This window comes from Bacillus sp. JKS001846, assembly GCF_900176455.1.
GTDB classification, from domain to species: Bacteria; Bacillota; Bacilli; order Bacillales; family Bacillaceae_G; genus Bacillus_A; species Bacillus_A cereus.
The window spans coordinates 1,379,497-1,406,423 of the sequence record NZ_FWYG01000001.1; the positions used below are offsets into that span (position 1 = coordinate 1,379,497).

Sequence of the window (26,927 nt, forward strand, 5' to 3'; positions counted from 1 at the left end):
TTAATTGCATTTTTTGAAGAATGGTATATAAAAATAAAGGGGGGATTACATGTACATTTATCATAATGGACTTATTATTCGTGAGGGAACGAATGGTGTACCTGCATATGCAATTAAGACTTTATTTGAAGATGCCGGTTGGAGCAATGATAATATCCCTTCTTGGCAAATTGAAAAATTCACGATAGCATTTGAAAATTCAACATGGGCATTCACAATTTGGGATGAAGAAGAGATGATTGCCATGGTTAGAGTCGTTTCTGATGGAATCATGGTCGCGAACATAGTAAATTTAGTTGTGAAATGTGAATATAGAGGGAAGGGATTAGGTAAGAAACTTGTCGCTCTTTGCTTGCAAAAGCTACCACATGGTGACTGGTTTGCACATACTTCTGCGAACAATTTTGATTTTTATAGAAGCTGTGGATTTGAAGTTAGAGAGCTATCGAGAAATGGAACATGTGCGTATTATGGATATCAAGTCGCGAAAAGAGATGGTCACCGATAAATGAATGAAAAGTAAAAGTTTAGCGAGGTAATTTTGAGGATTTGATAATAGAGAATGGATTGAGGCACATTTTATGATAAAATAAAAGAAAATTCTGTTTATTATTAGGGGGATAAAAATGAGTATAAAAGTTGGGGATGTATTTAAATATGAAAGAAGATTTACTGAGGAAGAGGTGTTTGAATTTGCAAATATTACCGGAGATAAAGGTAGACACCATGTGGAATATGATGAAAATGGAAGATTAATGGTCCATGGTTTATTGACTGCTAGCATTGGAACGAAAGTAGGCGAAGAATTACATTACATAGCAAGAGAATTAGTAAGTGAGTTTATTAGACCAGTTTTCACAGGAGATACGATCACTTGTGAATTAACTTTAACAAATGTTGAGCAAATGGAAGGCTATAAAAAAGTTTCAATCGAGTCAGTTTATCGCAATCAACACGAAAAGACTGTACTAGTGGGGACAAGTTATGGAATTATAAGGGGATAAAAAAGAAGCCTGTTTAGCAGGCTTCTTTTTTATTATTTAGTAAACACGTTTTCGATTTTCCGCATAACTAGAGATGAGTAGTAATGCAGTTTCTTCTCCTATATTACGAACAATATGAGGAACGCATGCATTCCATGAGAAAGAATCACCTTCTTCTACAATTGCAATATCTTCACCGTGCTGAACTTCTAGTTTTCCGCGTAATACAAGGTGACATTCTTCCCCTTCATGGGCATTTGGTGAGTTTTCTTTCGGGAATCCAGTAGGGATTTCTACTAAAGATAGGCGAAGGCCCCCTTGCTCCGCAACATGTTCAATTCTTTGCTCATCTTTGCCGTATACACTGTATTTCCGTTCTTCTTTTTTGACAATTTTTAATCGATCTTTTTGCTCTAACAATAAATAGGGAAGGGGAACGTTTAAAAAATTGGAGATCGTTTCTAAAGTTGAGATAGATGGTGATGTTTTATTATTTTCAACCTGACTCATAAATCCTTTAGAAAGACCTGTTCCCTCACAAATTTGTGCGATTGTTATGCCCCTACGTTGACGAATTTCACGTATTGCAGAACCAATATTCATAAAATCAAGCTCCTTTTTGTAAACAACTATTTGTATCATAGCAAAAAAAATATATTTTTTCCCAGTGAAAATGAATTGACGAATAAAAAAAATTAGTGTATGTTTTGTAATGTAAATAAAAGTTTTGTATAAGAAAACTATAAAGGAGAGAAAGAAATGAATCAACATATTGGTAACTTAATTATTCGTATCGTGTTAGGGGTAACATTCTTCATGCACGGTTTAACAAAATTCCAATCAGGAATTGACAATATTGCAGGGTGGTTTACAAGCATTGGTTTACCAGGAGGACTTGCATACGGTGTAGCAACATTTGAATTAGTTGGAGGCCTATTATTAATTCTAGGTTTAGGTGTAAGATATATTGGATTATTATTTGCACTTGTTATGGTTGGAGCAATCGTAAAAGTGAAATGGTCAGCTGGTTTATTGGGAGATGGAAAAAATCCTGGTTTCGAATTAGAACTTGCATTATTAGCAATGGGTGCATACTTATTTGTTGCAAAAGCTGATGGTTTTGTAGATAATTTCTTAAAAGAAAAAATGTCAAAGAAGAACTAATTTAAATGGGGGGCTAACAAGATGAGTTTTCAACTTCATCCCGATACAACACTGGATGTTGTTCATTTATACGTATCTAATGTAAAGAAATCACTAGAGTTTTATACGGAAGTACTAAGTATGAAGGTGCTAAAAGAAGAAAAAGCAGTCGTTACATTTGGGAATGAAAATGATGAACCACTTCTTATCATTGAAGAAAAGAAAGAAGCTTTTCCGAAGCAAAGAGGAAGAACAGGGTTATATCATTACGCAATTTTATTACCAAGTAGGCAGGATTTAGCGAATGTTCTTCGTCATCTTGTAGAAATGGTATATCCACTACATGGCGGGGCCGATCATTACTTTAGTGAAGCTCTTTATTTAGCTGATCCAGATGGAAACGGGATTGAAATTTATCATGATCGACAAAAAGAAGTTTGGCGTGATGAGAATGGAGAGCTCCCATTTGTTAGTAACCCGTTAGCTGGTGAAGAATTATTGCAGCAAGGAAGTACATGGAGTGGATTTCCAGCTGGTACTGTGATGGGGCATATTCATTTCCATGTAGCTGATTTAGAGGAAGCGAAACGTTTCTATGTTGATGGTCTTGGTTTTGAAGTAACAATCCCAGCTCGTAATGGAGCGTTGTTCGTATCAGCAGGTGGCTATCATCACCATATCGGTTTAAATACATGGCAAGGTGAAGGGGTACCACCGCAAATGCCAGGTTCTGTTGGTTTGAAATATTTCACAATTGTATTAGCGGATGAAAAACAAAAAGAGCAAGTATGTGAAAGCTTAAAAAATATTGGTAAGATTGCTACGTACAAAGATGGAATATTACAAGTCGAGGATCCATTTGGACATTGTATCCATTTCCAAATAAAAGGAGAAGCCTAAAAAGGCTTCTCTTTTTTATTTTCTTATAATTGCATTTTCGTTTTGTAAAAATAGTTCATCAAATTGTTTTGCAAGCTCAAAATCTAGTTTCGTTAAACCTTTTGCATTCCAAGATGACAAAGTAATAATAACTGCTTTATACTGGATAAGGATAAATGGATGGTGATTATGTTCTTCTGATAGTTTGGCGGCTTCAGAGACAAATTCGACTCCTTTTAAGTAGTCGGAAAACATATATTTTCGTTCAATCCATTTCTCATCTTTTACCATCCATTTATCTACCTTCAATAATTCCTCGTGAACTTCTTCTTCAGTTAATCTTAGCATCATTTTTCACATCCTTTATTGGAAGTAACGCAAGACCATTGTTAATAAGGCGTGTTACAGCTTCGTCAGTTGTGAAAGTAGAAAGTTGATGTAGTAATGCTGCAGATGTTTCATGCCCTTTGTTATGCTCTAAAAGTAACTCTAATACTTCAAGGCGCAGCAACCATTCTTTCGCATAAAATTTATTTAATACTTCTTGGATTGCTACTAATTGATCGATATGCGCGTCATGTAAAATCCCCTCACTTCGAATATCTCGAACTGTTTGATACATACGCTCGAGTTCATTCAGTACAAGCGGAGCAGGAATTTCTTGAATTTCTTCATCCATTGGGAAGAATGCTGCAGCATCTGCGGCACCTGGGAATACTGAAGTGATTTGTGAGCCAACAGCCATATCAAATGCGCCCCATGAAGCATTAAATAAAACGCGGGCGTTATAAGTAACTGTGCAATCGATAAAGGAAATAAGAGCAATTTTCTTATCATTTTTCACAATATCTGTTACTGTTCCTTTTACATGAATACCACTTGTAAAAGTAAACTCAGCGATAGTTCCAATTTTAATTCCTAATGATTGTAGTTGTTCGTCTGTACAATTTTCTAATGCAATATTTTCAGTAAGTAATCCAATCGGTGTTCCAAATCCGTCACTGTGTACAGAAGTAGAATGATTCGCTAACTGTTTATTATGAAGCGCTAATGCCGTTGGCGAATTTGTTCGCATGTAAATTAATTCACCTGCATCGTTTTCAATTGTCTCGCTAAATGTACCTGTAATTTGTAATCCACTATTTAGCTCAGCTGTTGCATAGTTCTCAGAGCGAATTGCTTTTTCTAAACCTTCTTTTCCACCTGTTTTAAAGGCCATTGTTTTAGAAAATGTTTCAAGCGCATCTGTTAATTCTTCAAAGGATTCACAAACAAATAGTTGTGGTTGCATTTTTGTTACGTCATAAGTTGTCCCTGTACATGCTTCGATAGAAAATGGAACCTTTTCTACAGCGTCTGTTAAGCAATGTTTGCTTTCGCCAACAGAAGAAAGGAGACCAGCACCATATATCTTTGGATCATCTATATTTCCGATCAATCCATATTCTACTGTCCACCAGAAAAGACGTGAAATTTGTTCTGCTTCTGATAAGCCAGAAACTAACTTTTGTTTTTCAAGTACATTATTTTCAGCAGCTGTAACTTCATCAGGAGTAGAAGTAGGGCTTTCCTTTACAATTGTTAATGTACGAACAGCTTCGAATGCATCATGTTCTTCTTTTGTAGAGAAAGCTTTTGCACCAATTTGTCCAAATCGTTTCACATATTTTGCATATGTAGGATCAAGTAAAATAGGTGCGTGTCCTGCAGCTTCGTGTACAATATCTGGAGCAGGTGTATACTCGATGTTTTCTACTTTGCGAATATCTGTTGCGATTGGTAATAATCCGTGTCCTTGAAAATCGAAGAAGGCTACGCCAGGAATAAGCCCGTCAATCGTTACAGCACCCCAGCCACTTGGTGCCAAACACTCATTCATTTCTTCTACTTTTGGAATTGCATCTATATTAATACCAGATGATTGTAATCCGTTCACATAGGCTGGATGAGCAACGTCTTTTAAGAAGCTATGATTTTGTCTCATAATATAACGCCACACAGCGTGATTCACCGGTGTGTATTGATCATAATGTTGTGTGGATACAAATGGTTTTAAATGCGATGGAATTTCTGTTTTCTTTGTCATTTAGACATCCTCCTTTTTTTTTCAATAAAATTGAATATCGATTTCGTATAGCTTGTATCACCTCCTTTCATTTTTGTAAGCGCTTCTAAAATTTTATCATAAGATTCGGAATTATTTAACATCTGTTTCTGTGAGAAATAGAAAAAGCCCCTATCGGAAAATCCGATAGGGGCGAAAGAATCGCGGTACCACCCTATTTGTAAGTGAAAATATACTTACATCTCAATTAATGATAACGGAAAAATTCCGTCTTTTCCTTCATGCATAAAAGCACTACGAAAAAGAAGCTCCAGAATTGTAATTCATACTTATATATGTGCTAATTTCCACCGACCATTAGCTCTCTGAAACAGGGATATAAGATACTACTGCGATTCTTTCAACGCGTATATATGAAATTGTGTAAGAGGATGGACGCAAAAAAGTCCCTATCGGAAAATCCGATAGGGACGATAAAAATCGCGGTACCACCCTATTTGTAAACAATTAATTGTTTACCACTCACTTTACGATAACGGAAAGATCCGTCTTTCTCTTCATGCATAAAAAGCATTACGGGAAAGAAGCTCCAGAATTGTAATTCACGCTTGTATATGTACTGATTCGCACCAACCATCAGTTCTCTGAGACAGTGATATAAGTCGCTACTAGTATTCCTTCAAAGCCGATATATAATTCCTTCAACTAAACTATGTTTTGTATTATAAAACTATATTTAAAAAATTGTCAACAAAAATTTTTTATCCCGTGTTAATGTGCAGTAAAATTCCTACCTCAAAATTCAGTGGAAGTAAAGAAGTAAGGTGGGAACCTAACTGCTCGTGAACCCCCGATTGGTGAAGGCTAAAAATCAGTGGGGATGAACGAAATATCCATTGATTAACGTTTCACTTTATTTCACTTCTAAATTAATAGTTAAATTAGAGGTATTGCCAGCTGCATCAGTTGCTACAATGTGAATAGTATTTTTTCCTTCTTGTAATTGAGTGCGATTGAAATAAATGTCATAGCTTTTCTCCCAAGGGTTCAGGAATGCCTGTTCCCATACACCATTTCCGTTAATTTCATATTGCATTCTCACTGGAATACCAGGTGCTTTTTTTAGCTCAGCATGATAAGACTGCGCATTACTATTTTGGAAATCTGGAGCATGCTGAATATTACTTTGAGCAGCGAGAGGTGCGTGTTGCAATTCTACAATTACTGATATTTCTTTTGTTGTTTTCGTTTCAACATTTTGAGCAATTTTATGTTCTCCCCACTGTTCAATCGTTGTTTTTAATTGTGGACTAAATTGCTTTTCCTTTTGTAGTGATTCAGCATGAGCGCTTAAAGCTCCAAAACTAGAAAAGACAAGCGCCATGCTTAATAGTGTAGATGTAGTTTTTTTCATTGATACTCCCCCTAATAAAAAGTGCTAATATTCAGAAATAAAATCTTACATTTTAGTTATAACTTATAAATATAAATGTTGGCTAAACTATACTTTTGACATAATTCATACCAATCCTCTATGAATTGAAAATTTCTTGGGAAATTTTTTCTGATTATGTCGAATCGATATTTTTCACATATTGTAGGAAGAAAGTGAGGAATGCTATGAGGGAAATGGAGTGATGGTATGAAAAGGCTAATAGTAAGTGGTAGTGTAGTGTTGTTTATGTTTTTGTGTTCTATCACTATTACTAGCGCAGAAAATAATAGTGTGAAAGTTGCTTTTATTCGTCATCATAATCTTTGGATTAAAGTTGAGGGGAAAGAAAAACAACTTACAAAAGGAGAGAACATAACAGGGCCAAAGTGGTCACATGATGGAGAATGGCTAGCATATGTAAAAGGGAAGAAACAAAATATTCTTGAGTTATATCGGCTGAAAGATGGAAAGAAAGTTACGCCGTTTCACTCAGAAGCATCGAATTATCAATGGTCACCAACAGAAAATATAATTGCATTTATATTTACAGGTACATTAAATACATTTGATGTAGAAAAAAAGAATGCAGATTTTGAAAATGTATCGGCTGGTGTAGGGGATTATGCATGGTACCCCGATGGAAAGAACTTTCTTGTATCCTCTGAAGCGCACTTACTTCCAACAGGATGGACAGGGGCTCAGCTATATGAAGTGCAAAAAGATGCACATATGAATCCTCACAAAATGAAGCATTTGTATGCATTGCCAAATGAACATGATGATTTCCTAGCGCTAGTAGCAAGTGGCTTTAAGTGGTCACCAGATCAAAAGTGGATTTCATTTTTAGCAGTACCGACAGCTTCATGGTCAGCTGATAGTAATACGCTTTGCTTAGTTCGTGCAGATGGCAGTCGGTTTGAAAAAGTAGATCAAATGTTACTAAACGCACAATGGTTTCAATGGGCACCATCAAAAAATATATTAGCTTATATTGAAGGGAGCGGAAGAGTTGCATTAGAAAATAAGCATTTAAAAGTAAAGGAATTGCCAGCACTTCAGCAGAACATATTTACGCCGAAAGGATATGTTGATTGGGATTTTGTATGGAAGAACGATAGAGTAATTATCGTTTCACGAGCAAAGGAGGCAGGGATAGAAACTCCACCAGAAAAAAGGCCACTACCATCTTTGTATGAGGTCGATAGTACAAGTAATGCACAGCATCAAATCACAAAGAAAAAGAACAAGCAAGGGGATTACCACCCGATCTTCATGAAGAAGAGTAATCAATTAATTTGGATACGTTCAGACCGTAAGAAAGCGGATGTATGGCTTGCTCATAAAGATGGGAAACAGGAAAAGAAGTGGATTGAAAATATAGATGTACCAGCGTGGTATTATGAGAAATGGAATTGGGAAAATGTCATCTCGGTGAAATAACAATAAAAAACTGCCTAAAAGATCATTTTAGGCAGTTTTTTATTGTTATTTATGCGTTTTATTTGGCTTTTTTTTCGCTGGGTTTCCGTTCCCTTGGCGCTTTCTATTTTGTTCATCTTTTGCTTGTTTTTCATGTAGTGTATCTAAAAATTCATTCGAGTTACTCATTTTTCTATCGCTCCTTTCATTTCGTCCTAATTACTATAACCATTTAGGAGGATAATCATGAGTTAGAAGTTAGGCACTTAATTTTCTTCGATAATGTAAGTAAAATATTCCATACATAACAAATAGCATGAGTAAAACTTGTAACTCTACATTTTCCTTTAAAATAGCTGCGATAGGGTCTGGTAAGTACGGTGATTTATCGTTTGTGCTTAAACCTAACCATTTATTTAAGAGGCTAATGGTACAAAACATAAAAACACCGGACCAGCTTGCCGTAATTGCTTTTTGTTTAATTTTTGTTTCACGTTCATCATCTGTAATCCAGGGATTAGCAGTTTGATCACTACTAAAGAAGCCGTTTATATATCCCCATACAATCATTCCAATAAAGACAATTATCCATTTCATATATGTAATTCTCCTTTCGATGTAAAAAGTATTTTACATGTAATGTTGTAATATTTTACAAAGATTAGTGTCAAATGTTTTTTACATATCGGTTTTTATACAGCAGGAATAAAGAATGCAATAGGGAAGAAATATGTGTGAGGATTTTATAGTAAGAGGAGGCTGAATATGAAAATCGTTTTTGTTCGGCATGGTGAAGGTGAACATACAACGGATTTACCAGAAAGTTTACAAGTGTTTGACCCACCATTGACGAGAGTAGGAAAGGCTCAAGCTAAATTACTTCAACGTGATATATCATTACAAGAAGCGGATATATTAATTGTTAGTCCTACACTTAGAACTTTGCAAACGGCGACAATATGGAGTGCGAAAGTTGCTTGTCAAAAACTAGTCCATCCATATGTATCCCCACGTATTTTTCCTTATCGAGAAGGAGCGAAAACATTACCGTGCGATTATATAGTAGATCAGGGAATGATAACAAAGTTATTTCCGCATTTTTCGATAGAGAAAAGCTCAAATAATCAGTTATGGAAGGAAGGTATAAACACTATTTCAGAGAATAGTTTTCAGCAAATAGTAGATGAATTTCTTCTTTGGTGTTATGAACTGGGTGCTGAAAGAATTTGCATTGTATCTCACGATGGAACAATTACAGCATATAGGCAATATTTACAGAAAGTCGTTTTAACTAGATCAGATTTTTTGAAAGAAACGGGCATATATGAAATGGATTTATCCCATAAAATTCTGATTGATAAGGGCTGATTATAGGATGGGGGTTGTATGTTGAATATTGCATTAGTAGTTGGTTTTAATTCGGATTTAGAGGCGCAATCAATCCGAGCATCTCTTGAATATTTTGGTGCAAGGGTTGTGACATATTGGATTGGTAGACCGAAAGATTTTGTGGAAGTTCTTTCTGGAAAGAACTTATTTAACAATATTAATTATATTATTTTTTGCTTTCATGGTGAAGAAGGGAAGTTTGTCATGGAAGAGTTAGGCGAAGAAGTATATGAACAAGATGAACCGAGAGGGTATTTTGGTACAGAAGAAATTTATAAATATGCAAAATTGCATAATACACATATTGTAAATAGCGGGTGTACGTTAGGGGAGCAAAATCTAGCAAAATCTTTTTTACATAGTGGTGCGAAATCATATATTGGATCGATTGATTATGTAGATGGAAATGCAGCACTTATGTTTACTATACGCTTATTTTATGGGGTTATTAACCATGGGAAAACGTTAGAAGAAGCGTTTCAAGAAGCGAGTTTAATTGATGAGGAGACACATACATTTCGATTCTATAATTAGTGTGAAACACGTTTATTCTATATTCGAATAAACGTGTTTCACATTTAACTCACATTTTTTTCAATGAAAATGGTTATCACTTGTGGTATGATATGTTCAAGTTTTTACAGGTAATAAAAGTTACTATATAAACGTTAGTTTTTAATGTTTCATACGCATGTCACAGATTATTCATAATTAACGTTTGAAAAATAAGTAACTAATGTTATTATATTATCTGTAACTAACTTAATTACAACTTTAGGAGGAAGATATGGTTATTCAATTTTTAAGAGAAAACAAAGCAGTTTCTTTTGCATTAGCAGTAATTCGAGTATATCTTGGTTACACATGGTTAATGGCTGGAATCGGTAAACTACAAGGAAAAGGATTCGATGCAACAGGTTATTTGCAAGGGGCAATTGAAAAATCTAAAGGTGCACAACCGGCTGTTCAATCTTGGTGGGCATCATTCTTACAAGAATTTGCAATTCCAAATGTAGATTTGTTTAATACACTTGTAACATGGGGAGAAATTTTAGTCGGAATTGGTTTAATTGTAGGCTGTTTAACAAAAACAGCGGTCTTTTTTGGTCTTGTAATGAACTTTTCCTATATGTTTAGTGGGTCAATTGGTGTGAACCCTGAGATGGTTATCTTATCTATGTTTGTTCTTGTTTCCGGTATGAACGCTGGGAAATTTGGAATGGATGGCTTCGTTATCCCGAAAGTATTAGGATCAAAAACTCCAAAACGCCAAAAGCAAGCTGCTTAATATATGAAAACGGGTATCTCATTTTGAGATACCCGTTTATGTTATTTTTCAACTTTAATCGGATTGTTCTTAAAGAAATCTTTTACATACCCGACAAATTCTTGTGGTTCTTGGCGAAATGGTGCATGATAACCTTTTTCAATAATATGTAAAGTGCTATTTTTTAAGAATTGATGATACGTTTCTCCTTCTTTCCAGGAAACGCTACTATCATTTCTGCCCCATATAATTAAAGTTGGCTGTTTTATTTCATTTGCATTAATTTTAAGACGTCTAGGCCATAATTTCATTTTATTATAATGCTCTTCATCATTACGTTTGAATTTCACTTTGCTTTCATCATAATCTGTAATAGAAGAAACGGCATTTAAATCAGTCGACAATTGTGGTTTTGGTGAGCCTTGTTTATTAACGAATGTATGAGGGCCACCTGTAGCATCAGTTAAAATAAGGTGAGTAACTGCTTCAGGATATAAATATGTTAAATTTAGAGAAATTTCTCCCCCCATGGAATGCCCCAGTATTGCGAATGAATCATACCCTAGTTTTTTCATTAATTTATAATACAAATTTGCATGAGTTGGAAAAGAATAATAAAAATCCATTGGCTTAGATGAGCGCCCGAATCCTAAAGCATCTACAGAAATAATTGTATGATCTTTTGCTAAATCGGAGTAAATCTTTTGAAAACCATCTGATGACCCTCCAAAGCCATGAATCATAAGTAAAGGTGGTTTTTCATTACCAATCTTTTTAAAGTAAATGGTTTGACCATCTATTTCTACCATTTTTTCCTCGGTAGCTAGTTTCGCTGTAATTGTATTTTTAACTTGTTTTACTTGTTCTACTGGCTTTTCTGCTGCACTACATCCTACTAATAGTGTAAGAGTAAGACAACCTACCATAAAATAGCTAAATCGCTTCAATTAGGTGTCTCCTTTCTAACATAACGCTGTATCTATCATAGCAAATAGCATATTACGATTTCCAGGAAGTTGGCTACCATTTTTTATCATAAGAGGTGAAAGGAGCGTTTCTTGGAAATTTTCTGTTTGAAGAAATTGACGAAATGTAAATTGTGAGTGTGGAACATCAATTCGTACTATACCATTCCAACATTCACATATCTTTTTTAATAATTGGATAGCATCTTCTTCTTGCTTGGCGATAAGTGGATTGATACATAATATATTGCCCTTTTGTATGCATAATGAAAAAGCTTCTATACAGTTATTTCTTTCAATTTTAAAAGAGTGTACGGCCCTTGGTAATAGCAAAGAGTAAAGTAGAGAACGATTCATACCAGTTGCAATTTGATCCAGAGAAGTAACAGGTATAAGGTCTTCTTCTTGTACTTGTTGTAAGTGAGAAGGGTACGTCTTAATAGTTTGCTTTTCAAAACGATGAATCGTTGTTGCTGTTTGAAATCCGCATGATGTGTATAGAGGTTCGCCAGCTTTTGTCGCAATAAGTGCAATGGGTTGTTTTGGATGAATTTGTTCCAAGCAATGATTTAGCAACATGCGCCCTATTCCGCGTCCTTGAAAATTAGGGTGAACGATTAACATACCAATGGAAGCGAAGTTACTTGTAAAGGGAAATACTCCTCCAGTCGCAATGAGTTTGTTTTCATGAATGTAACCTACAAGTGTGCCGATAGAAAGATACATTTCGAATTGTTTTTTCATAAAAATTTCATCGTGTAACCATCCAACAGATTTGCAAAGATTAAGTAATTCAAAAATAAAAGATTCATTTAGCTTTACTATTTTCATAAAGGCTCACCGCATTTCTATTTATTTTCATAAACATAGAGTCAAAATGTAAAAAAAGAGATTTACGTTAAATGAAATCCAACTTGTTTATATTTAAATTGTAAAGGGCGGAATGATTGATACAAAAAGACAAACTTATACAAATTATAACTGATATTTACATAAGTTAACAAAAAAATTACATACAGCTAATTTTCTCTTAATAGTCTTCCATTAAATTTGATAGTGGGAAATGAATAACCTAATTAGGGGGACAAGACAGTGAAAAAGTTTGTGAAAAAAGCATGGCCATTTGCAGTTGTGGCATCATTAGCAGTTACTTCGGTAGCAACATGGAATTTTACTCGTTCTAGTGAGGTTAATGCAGATGAGAACGGAAGCAATGCAAAGATTAAAAATGTTATCGTATTAATTGGGGATGGTATGGGTCCTTCATATATGACGGCTCACCGTTATATGAAAGATAATCCAAAAACCTTTGAAATGGAATCTACAGAATTTGATAAGCATCTTGTAGGAACACAAAAAACATACCCAGAAGATGAACATGAAAATATTACAGACTCTGCATCGGCAGCAACAGCTATGTCAGCAGGAATTAAAACATATAATGCTGCAATTGCAGTTGATAATGATAAAGCGGAAGTGAAAACAGTTCTTGAGCAAGCGAAAGAAAAAGGGAAATCAACGGGACTCGTTGCAACTTCTGAAATTACACATGCAACACCAGCTGCTTTCGGTGCGCATGACATTAGCCGTAAAAATATGGACGCAATTGCAAATGATTATTTTGATGAGAAAATTAAAGGGAAGCATAAGGTAGATGTTATGCTTGGCGGCGGCGTAAAGAACTTTGTTAGAAAAGATCGTAATCTTACAGAAGAGTTTAAGAAATCTGGTTATAGCTATGTAACGGATCGAGATCAATTGTTAAATGATAAAAATGATCAAATTCTTGGTTTATTTGCACCAGGTGGATTAGATAAAATGATTGACCGCAATGAGAAAACACCTTCATTAGAAGAAATGACTAATGCAGCAATTGAGCGTTTGAACAAAAATAAAAATGGTTTCTTCTTAATGGTGGAAGGAAGTCAAATCGACTGGGCTGGACATGATAATGATATTGTTGGTGCAATGAGTGAAATGGAAGACTTCGAAAAAGCTTTCAAAGCAGCGATTGAGTTTGCGAAAAAAGATAAAAATACGTTAGTTGTTGCAACGGCAGATCACGCTACTGGTGGCTTATCTTTAGGTGCCAATGGCGAGTATAACTTTAAAGTAGATCCAATTAAAGCTGCAAAACGCACACCAGACTTTATGGCAAATGAGATTGCAAAAGGTGCAAATGTAGAAGAAACATTGAAAAAGTATATTGATTTACAATTAACTCCAGAAGAAATTCAAGCTGTAAATGATATAGCTCCGTCAAAAGATGTAACAAAGATTGATAATGCAATTGAAGATATTTTCAATAAGCGCTCGGTTACAGGCTGGACAACAGGTGGACATACAGGGGAAGATGTGAACGTGTATGCATTTGGTCCAGGTAAATACTTGTTCTCTGGCGTTCAAGAGAATACAAATATAGCGAAACGTGTCTTTGATATTGTTGGTGGCGGTGATCCGAATAAAGGAAGACGCTAATTAAGAGCGAAAGTGAGGCGAACTGCCTCGCTTTTCTTTTTAGGAGTTGGAAATATGAAAAAAATATTTGCGAAATTAAGATTCCTTCTAGCATTTGTAGTATTACTAGTTGGATGTCAACAAGAAGAGAATAATGTAGCACAAAAATCTACTACTAAAAAAACTGAGGAAAAGGTACAAATAACAAAAGAAGAAGAGAAATCTATTCAAGATGTTATTCATACATTTGTGCGAACGACCAATGAAAAAAATCTTGCAGAACATATGGAGTTATTTTCAAAGAAGATGCCTAGTGCTGAAGACTTAAAAACACAAAAAGAAGCCGCATTTCAAAAGGGAAATAAGAAAATTGAATTGGAACATATAGATATGAAAGTTAGTAAAGTAGGGTATGTTATTGTTGAAACGAAAGAAAAGGAAGTAGACGACAGTATTACTCTTCAAAAGAAAGTACAGTATGCCCTTGGAAAAGAAGAGGATAAATGGAAGATTGAAGAGGTTCGAACAATAGAGAAAAAATAACGTGAAACTTTAATAAGTGTGGAGTCGTACTTCCCAAAAATGATAGAAAAAAGGTTCTCATTGGCGAGAACCTTTTTTTATAGTGGTAGCATAATTTGATTTGAACATGCCTCAATATCATCAATATCTTGACGAATTGTGGCCATTTTATTATCCAGATCTTCAGCTTTCATTGCTGCATCATGTAGTTCATCTTTTAAATACTCCGGTATTTTCCCTTCATATTTATAATAAAGTTTGTGTTCTAAACTTGCCCAAAAGTCCATTGCCAGTGTACGTAACTGAATTTCTGCAAATACATCTTTTGTACCAGAATTTAGTGATAAAGGGTATTTAATGATCATGTGTAAACTTTTATATCCGTTTCGTTTTGGGTTAGCGATATAATCTTTTACTTCTATGACTTCCATATCTTCGCGTTTTTGAATGACTTCTTTCAAATGATAGATATCTTCTACGAAGCAACATGTAATACGAATACCAATAATATCTTGTAAATGTGTTTGAGCATTTTCAACTGTTGGTAATAAGCTTTTGCGCTCTAGTTTTTTAATAATACTTTCAGGTTGTTTTAGTCTTGTTTTTATATGTTCAAACGGGTTGTAATCCTCTAGAAATTGAGCTTCCCGGTTCATAATTTCAAATTTAGTTTTTAACTCTTCTAAAGCAAATGTATATGGTAATACAAAAGCTTTCCAGTAGTTAACTGTTGATTGATTATATTCCATTTATATACACACCTTTTCCTATTTGCAAGTGAGGTCGTTATTATACTAAATACCAAATCATATAAGCGCAAGCAGCAAATGATGAGATCATAAAGCGATATTTAGTTTTCATACTTTCAACTCCTTTCGAGTAAGATTTTATATAAATAAACGTGATTGTTAATAAGTTCACTATGTACAGTTTCTATAGTAATAGATTCGTGTGAATTTCGTATGAACTAATTGTTTCAGCTTTTTGTCTTTTTTGCTGTTAATCATAATTATTATTCGGATTTAAAGTGTTTTTATTTGATTTATCTATTTGTATAAATTAATGTATATTTAAATTTACAGTTATCGAGGAGGATATATGGTGAACTTTGAAGAATTAGCAATTGCTAGACGTTCTGCAATGAAATTTATACAAGGTATAGAAATCCCTGATGAGGATTTTAAAAAAATATTTGAGTTAACTAAGCTTTCTCCATCTTGCTATAATTTGCAGCACACACATTATGTTGTAATTCGTGATCAAGAGCGAAAAGAAAGATTAAAAGAATTAGCTTTCGGTCAATATAAAGTATCGAGTGCATCAGCGGTAGTGCTCGTTTGTGGTGATAAAAAAGCATACCAAAATGTTGAAAATATTTACTTCGGTATGAAAGTTTTAAAAATGATTGATGAATGTGAATATGAAGATACAATTAGGCAAACGAAAGGTTTATATGAAGGAAAAGGAGAGCGTTTCATGGAGGATGAAGCGATTAGAAATGCTTCGTTAAGCGCGATGACTTTTATGTACGCAGCTAAATATTATGGCTATGATACATGTCCAATGATTGGTTTCGATGAAAAAGCAGTACAAAGTGAATTAAATATGCCGGAGCATATAGTACCTGTTTTAATGATTACGATAGGAAAAAGTGATACGACTAAAACTCGCCCACGAGGATATCGAAAGCCGATTAGTGAGTTTGTTACATACGAATCGTTTTAATAAAGTGAAACTTTTAATCAGTGGGGGTCTTACTGCCCGTTAATGCGGGAGAAAATTTATTTAACTATAAAAACAAGGGGATTCTAAATGGAATCTTCTTGTTTTTGCAATTGACAAATGGAATGAAGTTTTATAATATATAAATCGTAATCATTACGTTTTAGTTGCGATTTTTGAAAGAAAGGAGAATTAAATATGCGTGTAAATATTACATTAGCTTGTACGGAGTGCGGTGATCGTAATTACATTTCTAAAAAAAATAAACGAAACAATCCAGAACGCATCGAATTAAAAAAATATTGTCCACGATTAAAGCGAGTAACGTTACATCGTGAAACGAAGTAGAAGACTAGAGATATCTCTAGTCTTTTTTTATAGTTCTTTGGTTTTGTTTGTTATAATTACCTTAAATTGTAATAAAGGGAGCGGTATGATGAATCAAAAAGATAAAGAAAGAAAAGAGCAAGTGGCTCATATTATTAATATTCCAGATGAATATAGTCTTGTTGTAGATGATCAAGAAGGGGGTGATGACCCGTATCATCTATTATGGTGGGAGCATAAAGAGGATCAGGAGAGAACGATACAAATTACATTGAATAGACATACTGGTAATTTAATTGAATTTAGGATAGATGATGAAAATCCTTTTTCAAGTGGCAAGGAAGCGATAGAGGAGAAGAAGGCAAGAGAGATTGCAAATGCGTTCTTGAAAAAATATACAAAAGAAGGATATGAATTCTATACATATGTAACGGTTAAGGACGACAGGCGCGGTTGGAAAGAAGTAAATTATATGCAAGAAGTGAATAGCTATCCATTGCCGAATACAGGGTGCGTTGTGCGAGTGCACTCTTCAGGTAATGTTGTGCATTTTCATTACAATGGACAAAAAGCTATAGAGAAAAAACCGTTATGGCCAAGTGAAATTGTTGAGGAGAATATCGTTTTAGAAAATTTGAAAGCTAGACAAGATATGAGACTTGTATTTATAGATTTAACATACTCTTCATGTGAGTATGAAAACGGGGAAGAAGTAAAAGGGTACCATCTTGTATATGAACCAGAGCCTAGTCATGCGTTTATTGATACAAGTACAGGTAAAGATTTATTTGGACCAGATCATTATAAATTGCCTTCGGCTGTAGCTGTTGAAAAATCGAAAAAAGGTAACGAACGAGGTGAAGTATTCGAATTATTTGACTGGAATAAAGAAGGTTTTACAAAAGTAGATGAGACAGAAAATGATGATGAAATAAGGATGAAATTTGTTCCGAAAGAGGAATTACAAAAACAGAAAGAAGAAAAGAATCCATATTTAATGAATGAATTCTTTAAAAAGCATTTACCGATGTTGAAATATAATAATTTAGTTAGCGTTACAATTGATAAATTAACCAATGAATTAACTGGTTTTATAAAACTGACAGATGATAAAGAAGTAAAGCAAATACTGTCTAGAGAGGAATGTTTACAAAGAGCACTTCAATTTTTAGAACGAGTTATTCCAGATATCACACAATATCTGCGTCTTTGGGAGGAACGTGAAGAAGCAGAAGATGGGATTGAAAGATTTATCTTTTCTGTATATATAAATGATATTCCGGCAGAGTATAACCAATTTATGATTAACATCAATGCAGAAAATGGTGCTGTTATGCACTACTCGGGGGAGTCTAGCAACTTTATAAAAGAATTGCTCACATATGAAATAACACCAAAAGTAACTAAAGAAAAAGCGTTAGAAATATACAGAGAGGCTATCCGAGTTAAATTAGAATGGTTTTTAGATCATGATGCAGAGGAAACGAAATACAAACTACTTTACAAACAAACGACAGATGAAAAACATAAAGAACCTTTTAATTGTAGGCGGGAAATTCGTTATATTGATGCCCAAGCGGGGAGAAAGATTTGGAGTAAGTAAAATAAAAGAGTTATTTTTCAAAGAAAATAACTCTTTTTATTTTTATACTTTGCCTGTTCGTTTTTCAAAAGTAAATGTGATAGGAAGATTGGAATAAGAACTATCACTTTTAAATATTACTTTCCATTCTTTAGTATGGGCTTTAATTTCAAAATTAAGAAGATTCATCGCTCTACGTTTATCTATTTCTAAAAACATATTATGAATCTCTGGTTCTTGCTGTAAATTAAGAGCCTTTAGTGTGACTGTAAATGTGAAAAAATTCTGTCCTTCATATACTATTTTTGATATTTTTGTTTTTTGTTTATTTAACAGCACATAAAAACGGTCTGATGGAGTTAATTGTACAGAGTCATCAGTAATTTCATTTTCGCTATTATGAAGTTCAACTAAGTAAGATGTACTATGGGAAGAATCTTTTTTGCTTGTAATCTGTAATTCAGTAGGAATCATCGGTATTTCATAAAAATCATTTCTTATTATGTTGTTGTAATCCTCTGAAAATTTACGAACTTCTTTTGGAAAAGAGTCATCTTGTGTACTTAAAAAAGTTTTGTTTTGCTTTGGAATTTTTTTACTAAAATTTAATGTTTCTTTAAAGTAATAATTGGATCCAGTTAAAAATAAACAACTACAGATTAATAAAAAAATTCGATACGGATTTTGAAAGTGAAAGAATAATAGTATACATGTAATAATTCCAATTACATAGAAAATAAAGATAAGTAGTTCTAGTTTTGAGTGAAAGGAGAAACCATAGTTATGAAAAAATTTTATTCCAGTTATAATTTGAGCTCCAAAAAATAAAGAAATTCCAAATTGAAAAAATAATAAATCAGGCCCTCTTTTAATAACAAAAGTAATGAACGAAATGAAAAGTAAAAATACCCCTAAATAAATTGTTACATTTAATAATCGTTCTAATGTAATCATGAATAGTGTCCCCTTTAATAGCATATTCATATATAAATAACAATTTTATTTAATTATAATATAACGATAAAATATTTTAAATGTTAGAAGTGTTGAGTTTTATAAATAAACTGTACAGACACAAACAACCTCACGCCCACATACACATAATAAAGACCACTATTTTGGCGGAGGTGAAAGGTTTGAGTCTATTCGCCGCAATTGGATATATGGTTCGAGAAGTGTTTGTCTTTGTTTCTTATGTGAAGAACAATGCGTTCCCGCAGCCGTTATCATCAGATGATGAGAGAAAGTACTTAGAGTTAATGGAGCAAGGTGATGCTCAAGCGAGAAATCTTTTAATTGAACATAATTTACGGCTTGTAGCTCATATCGTTAAAAAATTTGAGAACACAGGAGAAGATGCAGAAGATTTAATTTCAATTGGTACAATCGGGCTCATTAAAGCGATCGAGAGCTATTCTGCAGGAAAGGGAACGAAGCTTGCGACGTATGCAGCACGCTGTATTGAAAATGAAATTTTGATGCATTTACGTGTACTAAAGAAAACGAAAAAAGATGTTTCACTTCATGATCCGATCGGGCAAGATAAAGAGGGCAATGAAATATCGCTTATTGATATATTAAAATCAGAGTCTGAAGATGTAATTGATATGATTCAGCTTAGTATGGAGTTAGAAAAAATTAAAGAGTATATCGATATTTTAGACGAAAGAGAAAAAGAAGTGATTGTGAAACGTTTTGGACTTGGGCTAGATAAGGAGAAAACACAGCGGGAAATCGCTAAGGCGCTTGGTATTTCTAGAAGCTACGTATCACGGATTGAAAAGCGTGCTTTAATGAAAATGTTCCACGAGTTTGTAAGGGCAGAGAAAGAGAAAAAAGCGAAAGAGTAAAGTGTATTAGAAGCAGCCATATTTAAAATGGGCTGCTTTTTTTATTGTAAATAAGAAAAGAAAACGCGTTATGCTAAGAAGAAATACACGTTCACTGTTGAAAATGACGGATTCTATCTGTAATATTAGAAGGTGCTAAATAATTTAAGAATAATACCATACTTAGTTTTCTGTATATATAATAAGGCTGCTTTATATGATATGTGGGAATAAGAACCAATTTTACATATGATATAGAAAGAAAAGAAGGGAAAACTAAAGTTATAGACTGATTAGGGGGTTTCGCAATTTGCGACGTACATTATATCGACTTATGATAGAACTTACAAATGGTCGCTTTACTTCTTATATATTACGTAAATTTGCACAATCTCGTTTGAGCTCTATCATTATTCCATCGTACGCGAAAGTTTTTCAAATTAATCAAGATGAGATGGAAAAGGGTTTGAAGGAATATAGAACATTGCATGAATTATTTACGCGTAAGCTAAAAGAAGGAAAGCGTAGTATTGATACAGATGCATCGAGTATCGTTAGTCCTGTTGATGGTGTTTTTGCAGATCATGGTCCTATTGAGGATACAAAAACATTTGATATTAAAGGAAAGCGCTATTCAATCGTGGATATGCTAGGTAATGAAGAACGTGCAACGCGATATGCAGGCGGTACATATATGGTAATTTATTTGAGTCCAAGTCATTATCATCGCATTCATAGTCCGCTTTCTGGTTCTGTGACTGAAAGATTTGTACTCGGTAGAAAATCATATCCGGTAAATGCAGCTGGTATGGAATACGGGAAAGAACCACTGTCAAAAAATTATCGTTCTGTTACAGAAGTAAGCAGTGATGGCGAGCATATGGCTCTTGTAAAAGTAGGTGCTATGTTTGTTAATAGTATTGAGCTTTTGCATGAGAGAGACACTGTTCAAAAAGGTGAAGAAATGGCATACTTTACATTTGGTTCAACAGTTGTGTTATTGTTTGAAAAAGATATGATAGAAGTAGTGCAGGAATTAAAGAGTGGACAAGAGCTTCGTCTTGGTGAAAAAATAGCTACTCGCTTAGCTCATAAATAAAGAAAAGCTTTTATAACCGTAAGTAAGAGTTATGGGCAAAGATACTTAATGATGAAATCCCCTAGATGGGAGTACTTGTTTATTCGAGAGCCATCGTAGGATGGCTCTTTTTACAGGGCATCTAATAATTTATCTTTTAACTGTTTGATTGGTAAGGGCTGATTAAACTTTCACTTTATATGTAATCAAGATGATTTGACAAGCTTGTCCTCTAATGAGCGTCTAATGATTTCTTGTTTTATAAGTAAAATGAAGTCGGGATTTAATTTTAGTTCTTTTGCTTTATAATAAGACTCAGTGAGTAACTCAGTGGATAACTGTTCCATATGTTTTGTTTTCAAGGTGAGTCACCTCCTAATAATATAAGGATTGATTCGTTGATGCATTTAATGTACCAAAAAAATATGACAGTCACAAACGAGTGGTTATCCACATACCTAGGTGGATAAAGTGTGTATAGTTTGTTAGTAAATTCCAAATTAACTGCAAAATTAATGTGGAAAATGTGTACAATTTTATCCACAGGTTATATATCGAAAAATGTTGTCGAAAAATTTTATGAAAAATCCTCAAAGAGGTGAAAGAAATTGAAACTATTTTTACCAAATGAATATGTGAAAAATGTATATCATGTTCAACCAGAAGATTTAAAAAAACGTGGGATTAAAGGCGTTATTACTGACTTAGATAACACTTTAATTGAATGGGATCGTCCCAATGCAACGCCGCAACTTGAAAAATGGTTCTTGGAAATGAAAGAGCAAGGCATTCAAGTAACGGTCGTTTCAAATAATAATGAGCAACGTGTGAAAGATTTTGCTGATCCATTAGGTATTCCATTTATTCATAGTGCACGTAAACCATTTGTTCGCGCATTTAAGCGTGCGATACAAGAGATGCGTTTGCAGCCAGATGAAGTTGTAGTAATTGGAGATCAGTTACTGACTGACGTGCTTGGTGGAAACCGAGTAGGCCTTCATACAATTTTAGTTGTACCGGTAGCACAAACGGACGGATTAGTAACGCGCTTTAATCGAAAAATTGAACGAAGAATTATGAAAAATATGAAGAAAAAAGGTTTAATTAACTGGGAGGAATAAAGTTTGACTGAAACAATTAAATGTATTGGTTGCGGTGTAGAAATTCAAACAGAAAATAAAAACGAAGTGGGGTATGCTCCTGCCTCATCTTTAGAGAAAGAACAAGTCATTTGTCAACGTTGTTTTCGCTTGAAGCATTACAATGAAATTCAAGATGTATCGTTAACAGATGATGACTTCCTACGCATTTTAAATGGAATTGGAAAATCAGATGCATTAGTAGTCAAAATTGTAGATATTTTTGATTTTAATGGTAGCTGGTTACCTGGCTTACATCGTTTCGTAGGGAATAATAAAGTATTACTTGTTGGAAATAAAGCTGATTTAATTCCAAAGTCAGTAAAACATGATAAAGTAAAACATTGGATGCGCTATAGTGCAAAGCAGCTAGGATTAAAACCAGAAGATGTCTTTTTAATTAGTGCAGCGAAGGGACAAGGAATTGCTGAACTAGCAGATGCTATTGAGTATTATCGCGGCGGCAAAGATGTTTATGTTGTTGGATGTACGAATGTAGGGAAATCGACATTTATTAATCGTATGATTAAAGAATTTAGTGATGAGACTGAAAATGTAATTACAACATCTCATTTCCCAGGAACAACACTGGATTTAATTGATATTCCATTGGACGAAGAGTCTTCTTTATATGATACGCCAGGTATTATTAACCACCACCAAATGGCTCATTATGTTGGAAAGCAAAGCTTAAAGCTTATTACACCAACAAAAGAAATTAAGCCGATGGTATTCCAATTAAATGAAGAACAAACGTTATTCTTTAGTGGATTGGCACGTTTTGATTATGTAAGTGGTGGTCGTCGTGCATTTACTTGTCACTTCTCGAATCGCTTAACAATCCATCGTACAAAGCTTGAGAAAGCAGATGAATTATATAAAAATCATGCCGGGGATTTACTAAGCCCACCAACGCCAGAAGAATTAGCAAATATGCCTGAGCTAGTGAAATACGAATTTAATATTCGTGAACCTAAAACGGATGTTGTATTCTCTGGATTAGGATGGGTTACTGTGAACGAACCAGGAGCAAAAATTGTTGCACACGTACCAAAAGGAGTAAGTGTTTCACTACGTAAATCTTTAATTTAATATGGAGAGGGATTTATGAAACAATTATATGGTGTAATCGGAAATCCAATTGGACATTCATTATCACCCGTTATGCATAATGATGCATTTGAACACTTGAATATGGATGCCCATTATCATGCGTTCCTTGTTGAAGAGGAATTGCTAGGGGAAGCAGTAAGAGGTTTAAAAGCATTAGGTATTTCAGGATTTAATGTAACAACTCCGCACAAGGTTGCTATTATGGAGTATTTGGATGAGATTGACCCATTGGCAAGGAAAATCGGTGCAGTAAATACAGTGGTTCATAAGGATGGAAGATTAATTGGCTATAACACAGACGGGATTGGTTTTGTTCGAGCGCTGCAGTCAATTAGTAATGAACCACTTCAAGGGAAACGTATTTTGTTACTTGGTTCAGGTGGTGCTAGCCGAGCTATTTATTTTTCTCTTGCTGATGTAGGTGTAAAAGAGATTGATGTAGCCAATCGTACAGTAAATAAGGCGAAGGAACTTATTGCTGCACGTACGGCCGATGTTAATTCTGTTGCTTTGTCGTTAGAAAAAGCGACAGAAGAACAAGGAAATTATGATATTATCATTCAGACGACAACGATAGGTATGCATCCGCACGTAGAATATACGCCATTACAAATTTGTTCGTTAAAAAAAGGAACGATTGTATCAGATATAATTTATAATCCATTTCAAACGAAAATTTTATGTGAGGCAAAAGAGCAAGGTGCAATCATTCAAAATGGTATTGATATGTTTGTTTATCAAGGAGCACTTGCATTTGAAATGTGGACAGGACGCACGCCAAATATCGAGAGAATGAAACAATTAGTTATAGAAAAGCTTGGAGGCTAACATATATGTTAACAGGAAAACAAAAAAGATTTTTACGTGCACAAGCACATCATTTAACACCAATTTTTCAAGTAGGAAAAGGCGGAGTAAATGAAAATATGATTAAACAAATTGCAGATACTTTAGAAGCTCGTGAGTTATTTAAAGTAAGTGTATTACAAAACTGTGAATTTGATCGCCGTGAGGTTGCGGAAGAACTTGCAAAAGGTGCACGTGCTGAAATCGTTCAAGTAATTGGAAGCACAATCGTTTTATACAAAGAATCAAGAGAAAATAAACAAATTAAGCTTCCTCGATAAAAAGATTAGCATGCGCTATTTTTATCGCTGATGCGTAATGATGTAGAGAGCGAAACCAATTGAACTTTTATTAATAGCAACTCTCTTCATTCCTAACCGAGGAGAGTTGCTGTATATAAAAGGAAGGGGCGTTTCTTTTGAGGAAAATTGGCATCATTGGCGGTACATTTGATCCGCCTCACTATGGACATTTGCTAATTGCAAATGAAGTATATCACGCTTTGAACTTGGAAGAAGTATGGTTCTTGCCAAACCAGATTCCGCCACATAAACAAGGGCGGAATATTACAAGTGTAGAAAGTCGTTTACATATGTTAGAGCTCGCGACTGAGGCAGAAGAACACTTTTCTATTTGTTTAGAAGAGCTAAGTAGGAAGGGCCCATCTTATACGTATGACACTATGTTACAATTGACGAAGAAGTATCCGGATGTGCAGTTTCACTTTATTATTGGTGGGGATATGGTTGAATATTTACCGAAGTGGTATAACATTGAAGCTTTACTTAATCTTGTAACGTTTGTTGGAGTTGCAAGACCTGGGTATACATTGCATACACCATATAAGATTACTACAGTGGAAATTCCGGAATTTGCAGTTTCTTCATCCTTATTACGTGAGAGATATAAAGAGAAGAAAACGTGTAAATATTTACTTCCTGAAAAAGTACAGGTATATATCGAGAGGAATGGGTTGTATGAATCGTGAGAATGCACTGCATATTGTCAAACAACAAATGCATGAAAAACGTTATATACACACAATTGGTGTAATGAAGACAGCGATTGAGCTTGCTAAGTTATACGGTGTGGACGAGAAAAAAGCAGAGATGGCAGCTATATTCCATGATTATGCGAAATGTAGAGCAATTTCAGAAATGGAAGAGATTATTAAACGTGAAGATTTGCCGAAAGATTTACTTTGCTATAACAAAGAGTTATGGCATGCACCTGTTGGGGCATACTTAGTAGAAAAAGAAGTAGGCATTACGGATTCTGAAATTTTGCAAGCTATTACATATCATACAAGTGGTCATGAGAATATGACGATGTTAGATAAAGTGATTTATGTAGCTGATTACATTGAACCTGGGCGAAAGTTTCCAGGAGTGGAAGAGGCTCGTAAACTCGCATATACGGATATAAATCAAGCCCTATTATTTGCGTTAAAGAGAACAATTCAATTTTTAATGGAAAAAGATCAGACGATTTATCCATTAACATTCCAAACATACAATGCAGTTATCAAGGAGGAAATGAGTAAATGAACGATAAAGAATTATTAGTATTAGCGGCAAAAGCAGCTGATGATAAGAGAGCAGAAGATATGGTTGTCCTAAATATGCAAGGTATTTCACCAATTGCAGATTATTTCATTATTTGTCACGGAAATTCAGATAAACAAGTGCAAGCAATTGCACGTGAAATTAAATCAAAAGCACATGAGTTCCAAATCGACGTACAACGTATGGAAGGGTTTGACGAAGCGCGTTGGGTATTAGTTGATCTTGGAGATGTAGTTGCTCATGTATTCCATAAAGATGAGCGTAATCACTATAATTTAGAGCGTCTATGGGGCGATGTGCCACGTGAAGATATTACAGAAGAGTTAGGCCAATGAAATACGAACAATTTGCATTGTTGTACGACGAACTAATGAATGATGTCCCTTATGATAAATGGGTGGAATTTACAGAGGAAAGTTTACAGCAGGCAGGTATGAAAGAGGCAAAAATTCTTGATGTAGCATGCGGTACAGGTAATGTAACCCTGCCGCTTGTGCAAAAGGGTTACGATTTAATAGGTGTCGATCTTTCAGAAGAAATGTTAACAGTCGCTCAGCAAAAACTAGGCGGAGAAGGGCATTTTATTCCTTTTTACCAACAAGATATGCGCGAGCTTGATGTTCCGGGTGAGTTTGACTGTGTAACGATTTTTTGTGATTCATTAAATTATGTATTGCAAGAAGATGGAGTACAAGAAACATTTAGAAGAGTATTTCACCATTTACGTCAAGATGGTTTGTTTTTATTTGATGTACACTCTTTATATAAAATACATCATGTATTTCAAAATGAAACGTATACAGTGAATGGAGAAGAAATATCTCTTATTTGGAATTGCTTCCCTGGTGAAGAATCAAATAGTGTAGAGCATGATTTAACATTCTTTGTTCAAGATCCAGAAGAAGATGTGTACCATCGGTTTGACGAATGTCACGTGCAACGTGCATATCAAGTGGAAGAGTTAACGAAATGGCTTGAAGAAGCAGGTTTTACAGTGCTTCGTGTAACAGGTGATTTTGAGCGACTTGAAGTTACAGAACAAACAGAGCGTATTTTCTTCATGGCGAAGAAAAACGGATAAAAACAAAAGCAACCGAGAAGGTTGCTTTTGTTTTATAAAGAAGATGTATTTTTAGTTCTAGCATAATCTAAAGATCGTATGCGTAAAGTGTGGGAATAGTAGTTGAAGTGAAAATGTATTG

33 protein-coding genes, 1 pseudogene and 2 other annotated features are annotated in these 26,927 nt (G+C 34.5%); of the genes and pseudogenes, 23 read left to right on the top strand and 11 right to left on the bottom strand.

Going from position 1 to position 26,927, the window contains the following annotated elements:
• Positions 1-49 precede the first annotated feature (49 nt).
• On the top strand, positions 50-508 hold the full coding sequence (locus B9A45_RS07505; RefSeq protein WP_000276118.1) for a GNAT family N-acetyltransferase: 459 nt from the start codon (positions 50-52) through the stop codon (positions 506-508).
• A 118-nt stretch (positions 509-626) separates the two neighbouring features.
• On the top strand, positions 627-1,004 hold the full coding sequence (locus tag B9A45_RS07510) for a hotdog family protein (protein ID WP_000025015.1): 378 nt from the start codon (positions 627-629) through the stop codon (positions 1,002-1,004).
• A 36-nt stretch (positions 1,005-1,040) separates the two neighbouring features.
• On the opposite strand, the gene B9A45_RS07515 is transcribed toward B9A45_RS07510, so the two are convergent.
• Complete coding sequence (locus B9A45_RS07515) at positions 1,041-1,586, bottom strand: helix-turn-helix domain-containing protein (RefSeq protein ID WP_001020693.1); 546 nt, start codon at positions 1,584-1,586, stop codon at positions 1,041-1,043.
• A gap of 156 nt (positions 1,587-1,742) precedes the next feature.
• Between B9A45_RS07515 and B9A45_RS07520 the strand changes: the two genes are divergently transcribed.
• Both B9A45_RS07520 and B9A45_RS07525 read left to right on the top strand, forming a co-directional pair.
• On the top strand, positions 1,743-2,147 hold the full coding sequence (locus B9A45_RS07520; protein ID WP_001071553.1) for a DoxX family protein: 405 nt from the start codon (positions 1,743-1,745) through the stop codon (positions 2,145-2,147).
• Between the two features lie 21 nt (positions 2,148-2,168).
• Complete coding sequence (locus B9A45_RS07525; protein WP_000009844.1) at positions 2,169-3,026, top strand: VOC family protein; 858 nt, start codon at positions 2,169-2,171, stop codon at positions 3,024-3,026.
• Between the two features lie 15 nt (positions 3,027-3,041).
• Here B9A45_RS07525 and B9A45_RS07530 read toward each other — a convergent pair whose 3' ends face one another.
• The 3 genes and pseudogenes from B9A45_RS07530 to B9A45_RS07540 all read right to left on the bottom strand — a co-directional run.
• The gene (locus tag B9A45_RS07530) at positions 3,042-3,356 is read right to left on the bottom strand and encodes a 4a-hydroxytetrahydrobiopterin dehydratase (protein ID WP_000979538.1); all 315 of its coding nucleotides are present in this window, start codon (positions 3,354-3,356) and stop codon (positions 3,042-3,044) included.
• Positions 3,337-5,091, bottom strand: coding sequence for an aromatic amino acid hydroxylase (locus B9A45_RS07535; protein WP_084063967.1), 1,755 nt, complete (start codon positions 5,089-5,091; stop codon positions 3,337-3,339). Before B9A45_RS07535 ends, B9A45_RS07530 begins: the two co-directional genes overlap by 20 nt.
• Positions 5,092-5,255: 164 nt before the next feature.
• Positions 5,256-5,483, bottom strand: a binding site (T-box leader).
• A 50-nt stretch (positions 5,484-5,533) separates the two neighbouring features.
• Positions 5,534-5,762: a binding site (T-box leader), on the bottom strand.
• Between the two features lie 314 nt (positions 5,763-6,076).
• A pseudogene (locus tag B9A45_RS07540) lies at positions 6,077-6,484 on the bottom strand (serine protease); the annotation flags it as partial.
• A 228-nt stretch (positions 6,485-6,712) separates the two neighbouring features.
• Between B9A45_RS07540 and B9A45_RS07545 the strand changes: the two are divergent.
• Positions 6,713-7,945: a TolB family protein gene (locus B9A45_RS07545; RefSeq protein ID WP_000825724.1), complete on the top strand. Its 1,233-nt coding sequence runs from the start codon at positions 6,713-6,715 to the stop codon at positions 7,943-7,945.
• 45 nt (positions 7,946-7,990) lie between these two features.
• On the opposite strand, the gene B9A45_RS07550 is transcribed toward B9A45_RS07545, so the two are convergent.
• Together B9A45_RS07550 and B9A45_RS07555 are read right to left on the bottom strand one after the other, a co-directional pair.
• Positions 7,991-8,113, bottom strand: a complete 123-nt coding sequence (locus B9A45_RS07550; protein ID WP_000071866.1) for a DUF4023 domain-containing protein — start codon at positions 8,111-8,113, stop codon at positions 7,991-7,993.
• A 69-nt stretch (positions 8,114-8,182) separates the two neighbouring features.
• Entirely contained in the window at positions 8,183-8,521 is a 339-nt protein-coding gene (locus tag B9A45_RS07555) for a hypothetical protein (protein WP_000871153.1), read from the bottom strand.
• A gap of 168 nt (positions 8,522-8,689) precedes the next feature.
• Between B9A45_RS07555 and B9A45_RS07560 the strand changes: the two genes are divergently transcribed.
• The 3 genes from B9A45_RS07560 (at position 8,690) to B9A45_RS07570 (ending at position 10,601) form a co-directional block, all read left to right on the top strand.
• Positions 8,690-9,292 (top strand): histidine phosphatase family protein, encoded by a 603-nt coding sequence (locus B9A45_RS07560; protein WP_000706246.1) that lies wholly within the window; start codon positions 8,690-8,692, stop codon positions 9,290-9,292.
• Positions 9,293-9,310: 18 nt separating this feature from the next.
• Positions 9,311-9,847 (top strand): hypothetical protein, encoded by a 537-nt coding sequence (locus tag B9A45_RS07565; RefSeq protein WP_000931929.1) that lies wholly within the window; start codon positions 9,311-9,313, stop codon positions 9,845-9,847.
• Positions 9,848-10,100: 253 nt separating this feature from the next.
• Positions 10,101-10,601, top strand: coding sequence for a DoxX family protein (locus B9A45_RS07570; protein ID WP_000236592.1), 501 nt, complete (start codon positions 10,101-10,103; stop codon positions 10,599-10,601).
• A gap of 41 nt (positions 10,602-10,642) precedes the next feature.
• On the opposite strand, the gene B9A45_RS07575 is transcribed toward B9A45_RS07570, so the two are convergent.
• Positions 10,643-11,527: an alpha/beta fold hydrolase gene (locus B9A45_RS07575; RefSeq protein ID WP_000819810.1), complete on the bottom strand. Its 885-nt coding sequence runs from the start codon at positions 11,525-11,527 to the stop codon at positions 10,643-10,645.
• A 15-nt stretch (positions 11,528-11,542) separates the two neighbouring features.
• On the bottom strand, positions 11,543-12,376 hold the full coding sequence (locus B9A45_RS07580) for a GNAT family N-acetyltransferase (RefSeq protein WP_000706691.1): 834 nt from the start codon (positions 12,374-12,376) through the stop codon (positions 11,543-11,545).
• Between the two features lie 261 nt (positions 12,377-12,637).
• Here B9A45_RS07580 and B9A45_RS07585 point away from each other — a divergent pair, with 261 nt between their 5' ends.
• Both B9A45_RS07585 and B9A45_RS07590 read left to right on the top strand, forming a co-directional pair.
• Entirely contained in the window at positions 12,638-14,023 is a 1,386-nt protein-coding gene (locus B9A45_RS07585) for an alkaline phosphatase (RefSeq protein WP_000714912.1), read from the top strand.
• A 54-nt stretch (positions 14,024-14,077) separates the two neighbouring features.
• Positions 14,078-14,545: a hypothetical protein gene (locus tag B9A45_RS07590; protein WP_000717905.1), complete on the top strand. Its 468-nt coding sequence runs from the start codon at positions 14,078-14,080 to the stop codon at positions 14,543-14,545.
• Between the two features lie 77 nt (positions 14,546-14,622).
• Here B9A45_RS07590 and B9A45_RS07595 read toward each other — a convergent pair whose 3' ends face one another.
• Entirely contained in the window at positions 14,623-15,273 is a 651-nt protein-coding gene (locus tag B9A45_RS07595; RefSeq protein ID WP_000456230.1) for a GTP pyrophosphokinase, read from the bottom strand.
• Positions 15,274-15,622: 349 nt separating this feature from the next.
• Here B9A45_RS07595 and B9A45_RS07600 point away from each other — a divergent pair, with 349 nt between their 5' ends.
• The 3 genes from B9A45_RS07600 to B9A45_RS07610 all read left to right on the top strand — a co-directional run bounded on the left by B9A45_RS07600 (position 15,623) and on the right by B9A45_RS07610 (position 18,176).
• The gene (locus tag B9A45_RS07600) at positions 15,623-16,249 is read left to right on the top strand and encodes a nitroreductase family protein (RefSeq protein WP_000245978.1); all 627 of its coding nucleotides are present in this window, start codon (positions 15,623-15,625) and stop codon (positions 16,247-16,249) included.
• Positions 16,250-16,444: 195 nt separating this feature from the next.
• Positions 16,445-16,594 carry a 50S ribosomal protein L33 gene (gene rpmG / locus B9A45_RS07605; protein ID WP_001265617.1) on the top strand — a complete coding sequence of 50 codons (150 nt, stop codon included), beginning with the start codon at positions 16,445-16,447 and terminating at the stop codon, positions 16,592-16,594.
• Positions 16,595-16,682: 88 nt separating this feature from the next.
• On the top strand, positions 16,683-18,176 hold the full coding sequence (locus B9A45_RS07610; protein ID WP_084063969.1) for a YcdB/YcdC domain-containing protein: 1,494 nt from the start codon (positions 16,683-16,685) through the stop codon (positions 18,174-18,176).
• Between the two features lie 42 nt (positions 18,177-18,218).
• Here the strand turns inward: B9A45_RS07610 and B9A45_RS07615 are convergent, their stop codons facing one another.
• Positions 18,219-19,139 (bottom strand): hypothetical protein, encoded by a 921-nt coding sequence (locus B9A45_RS07615; protein ID WP_003285365.1) that lies wholly within the window; start codon positions 19,137-19,139, stop codon positions 18,219-18,221.
• Positions 19,140-19,291: 152 nt separating this feature from the next.
• Between B9A45_RS07615 and sigK the strand changes: the two genes are divergently transcribed.
• Both sigK and B9A45_RS07625 read left to right on the top strand, forming a co-directional pair.
• Positions 19,292-20,005: an RNA polymerase sporulation sigma factor SigK gene (sigK, locus tag B9A45_RS07620; protein WP_000051382.1), complete on the top strand. Its 714-nt coding sequence runs from the start codon at positions 19,292-19,294 to the stop codon at positions 20,003-20,005.
• A gap of 289 nt (positions 20,006-20,294) precedes the next feature.
• On the top strand, positions 20,295-21,083 hold the full coding sequence (locus tag B9A45_RS07625; RefSeq protein WP_001255000.1) for a phosphatidylserine decarboxylase: 789 nt from the start codon (positions 20,295-20,297) through the stop codon (positions 21,081-21,083).
• A 185-nt stretch (positions 21,084-21,268) separates the two neighbouring features.
• Here B9A45_RS07625 and B9A45_RS07630 read toward each other — a convergent pair whose 3' ends face one another.
• Complete coding sequence (locus B9A45_RS07630; protein ID WP_000850094.1) at positions 21,269-21,424, bottom strand: sporulation histidine kinase inhibitor Sda; 156 nt, start codon at positions 21,422-21,424, stop codon at positions 21,269-21,271.
• 246 nt (positions 21,425-21,670) lie between these two features.
• Here B9A45_RS07630 and B9A45_RS07635 point away from each other — a divergent pair, with 246 nt between their 5' ends.
• The 8 genes from B9A45_RS07635 (at position 21,671) to B9A45_RS07670 (ending at position 26,806) form a co-directional block, all read left to right on the top strand.
• A complete protein-coding gene (locus B9A45_RS07635) occupies positions 21,671-22,183 on the top strand; it encodes a YqeG family HAD IIIA-type phosphatase (RefSeq protein ID WP_000765314.1) in 513 nt (170 codons plus the stop codon).
• Between the two features lie 3 nt (positions 22,184-22,186).
• On the top strand, positions 22,187-23,293 hold the full coding sequence (yqeH, locus tag B9A45_RS07640) for a ribosome biogenesis GTPase YqeH (RefSeq protein WP_000140799.1): 1,107 nt from the start codon (positions 22,187-22,189) through the stop codon (positions 23,291-23,293).
• A 15-nt stretch (positions 23,294-23,308) separates the two neighbouring features.
• Positions 23,309-24,142 carry a shikimate dehydrogenase gene (gene aroE, locus B9A45_RS07645; protein WP_000812078.1) on the top strand — a complete coding sequence of 278 codons (834 nt, stop codon included), beginning with the start codon at positions 23,309-23,311 and terminating at the stop codon, positions 24,140-24,142.
• 5 nt (positions 24,143-24,147) lie between these two features.
• A complete protein-coding gene (yhbY, locus tag B9A45_RS07650) occupies positions 24,148-24,441 on the top strand; it encodes a ribosome assembly RNA-binding protein YhbY (RefSeq protein WP_000955224.1) in 294 nt (97 codons plus the stop codon).
• A 137-nt stretch (positions 24,442-24,578) separates the two neighbouring features.
• Positions 24,579-25,148, top strand: coding sequence for a nicotinate-nucleotide adenylyltransferase (gene nadD, locus B9A45_RS07655; RefSeq protein ID WP_001226048.1), 570 nt, complete (start codon positions 24,579-24,581; stop codon positions 25,146-25,148).
• Positions 25,138-25,707, top strand: a complete 570-nt coding sequence (yqeK, locus tag B9A45_RS07660; RefSeq protein WP_084063970.1) for a bis(5'-nucleosyl)-tetraphosphatase (symmetrical) YqeK — start codon at positions 25,138-25,140, stop codon at positions 25,705-25,707. The genes nadD and yqeK overlap by 11 nt, the downstream gene beginning before the upstream one ends.
• Complete coding sequence (gene rsfS, locus B9A45_RS07665) at positions 25,704-26,060, top strand: ribosome silencing factor (RefSeq protein WP_000998193.1); 357 nt, start codon at positions 25,704-25,706, stop codon at positions 26,058-26,060. Before yqeK ends, rsfS begins: the two co-directional genes overlap by 4 nt.
• Positions 26,057-26,806 (top strand): class I SAM-dependent methyltransferase, encoded by a 750-nt coding sequence (locus tag B9A45_RS07670; protein ID WP_000873074.1) that lies wholly within the window; start codon positions 26,057-26,059, stop codon positions 26,804-26,806. Before rsfS ends, B9A45_RS07670 begins: the two co-directional genes overlap by 4 nt.
• Positions 26,807-26,927: the final 121 nt, after the last annotated feature.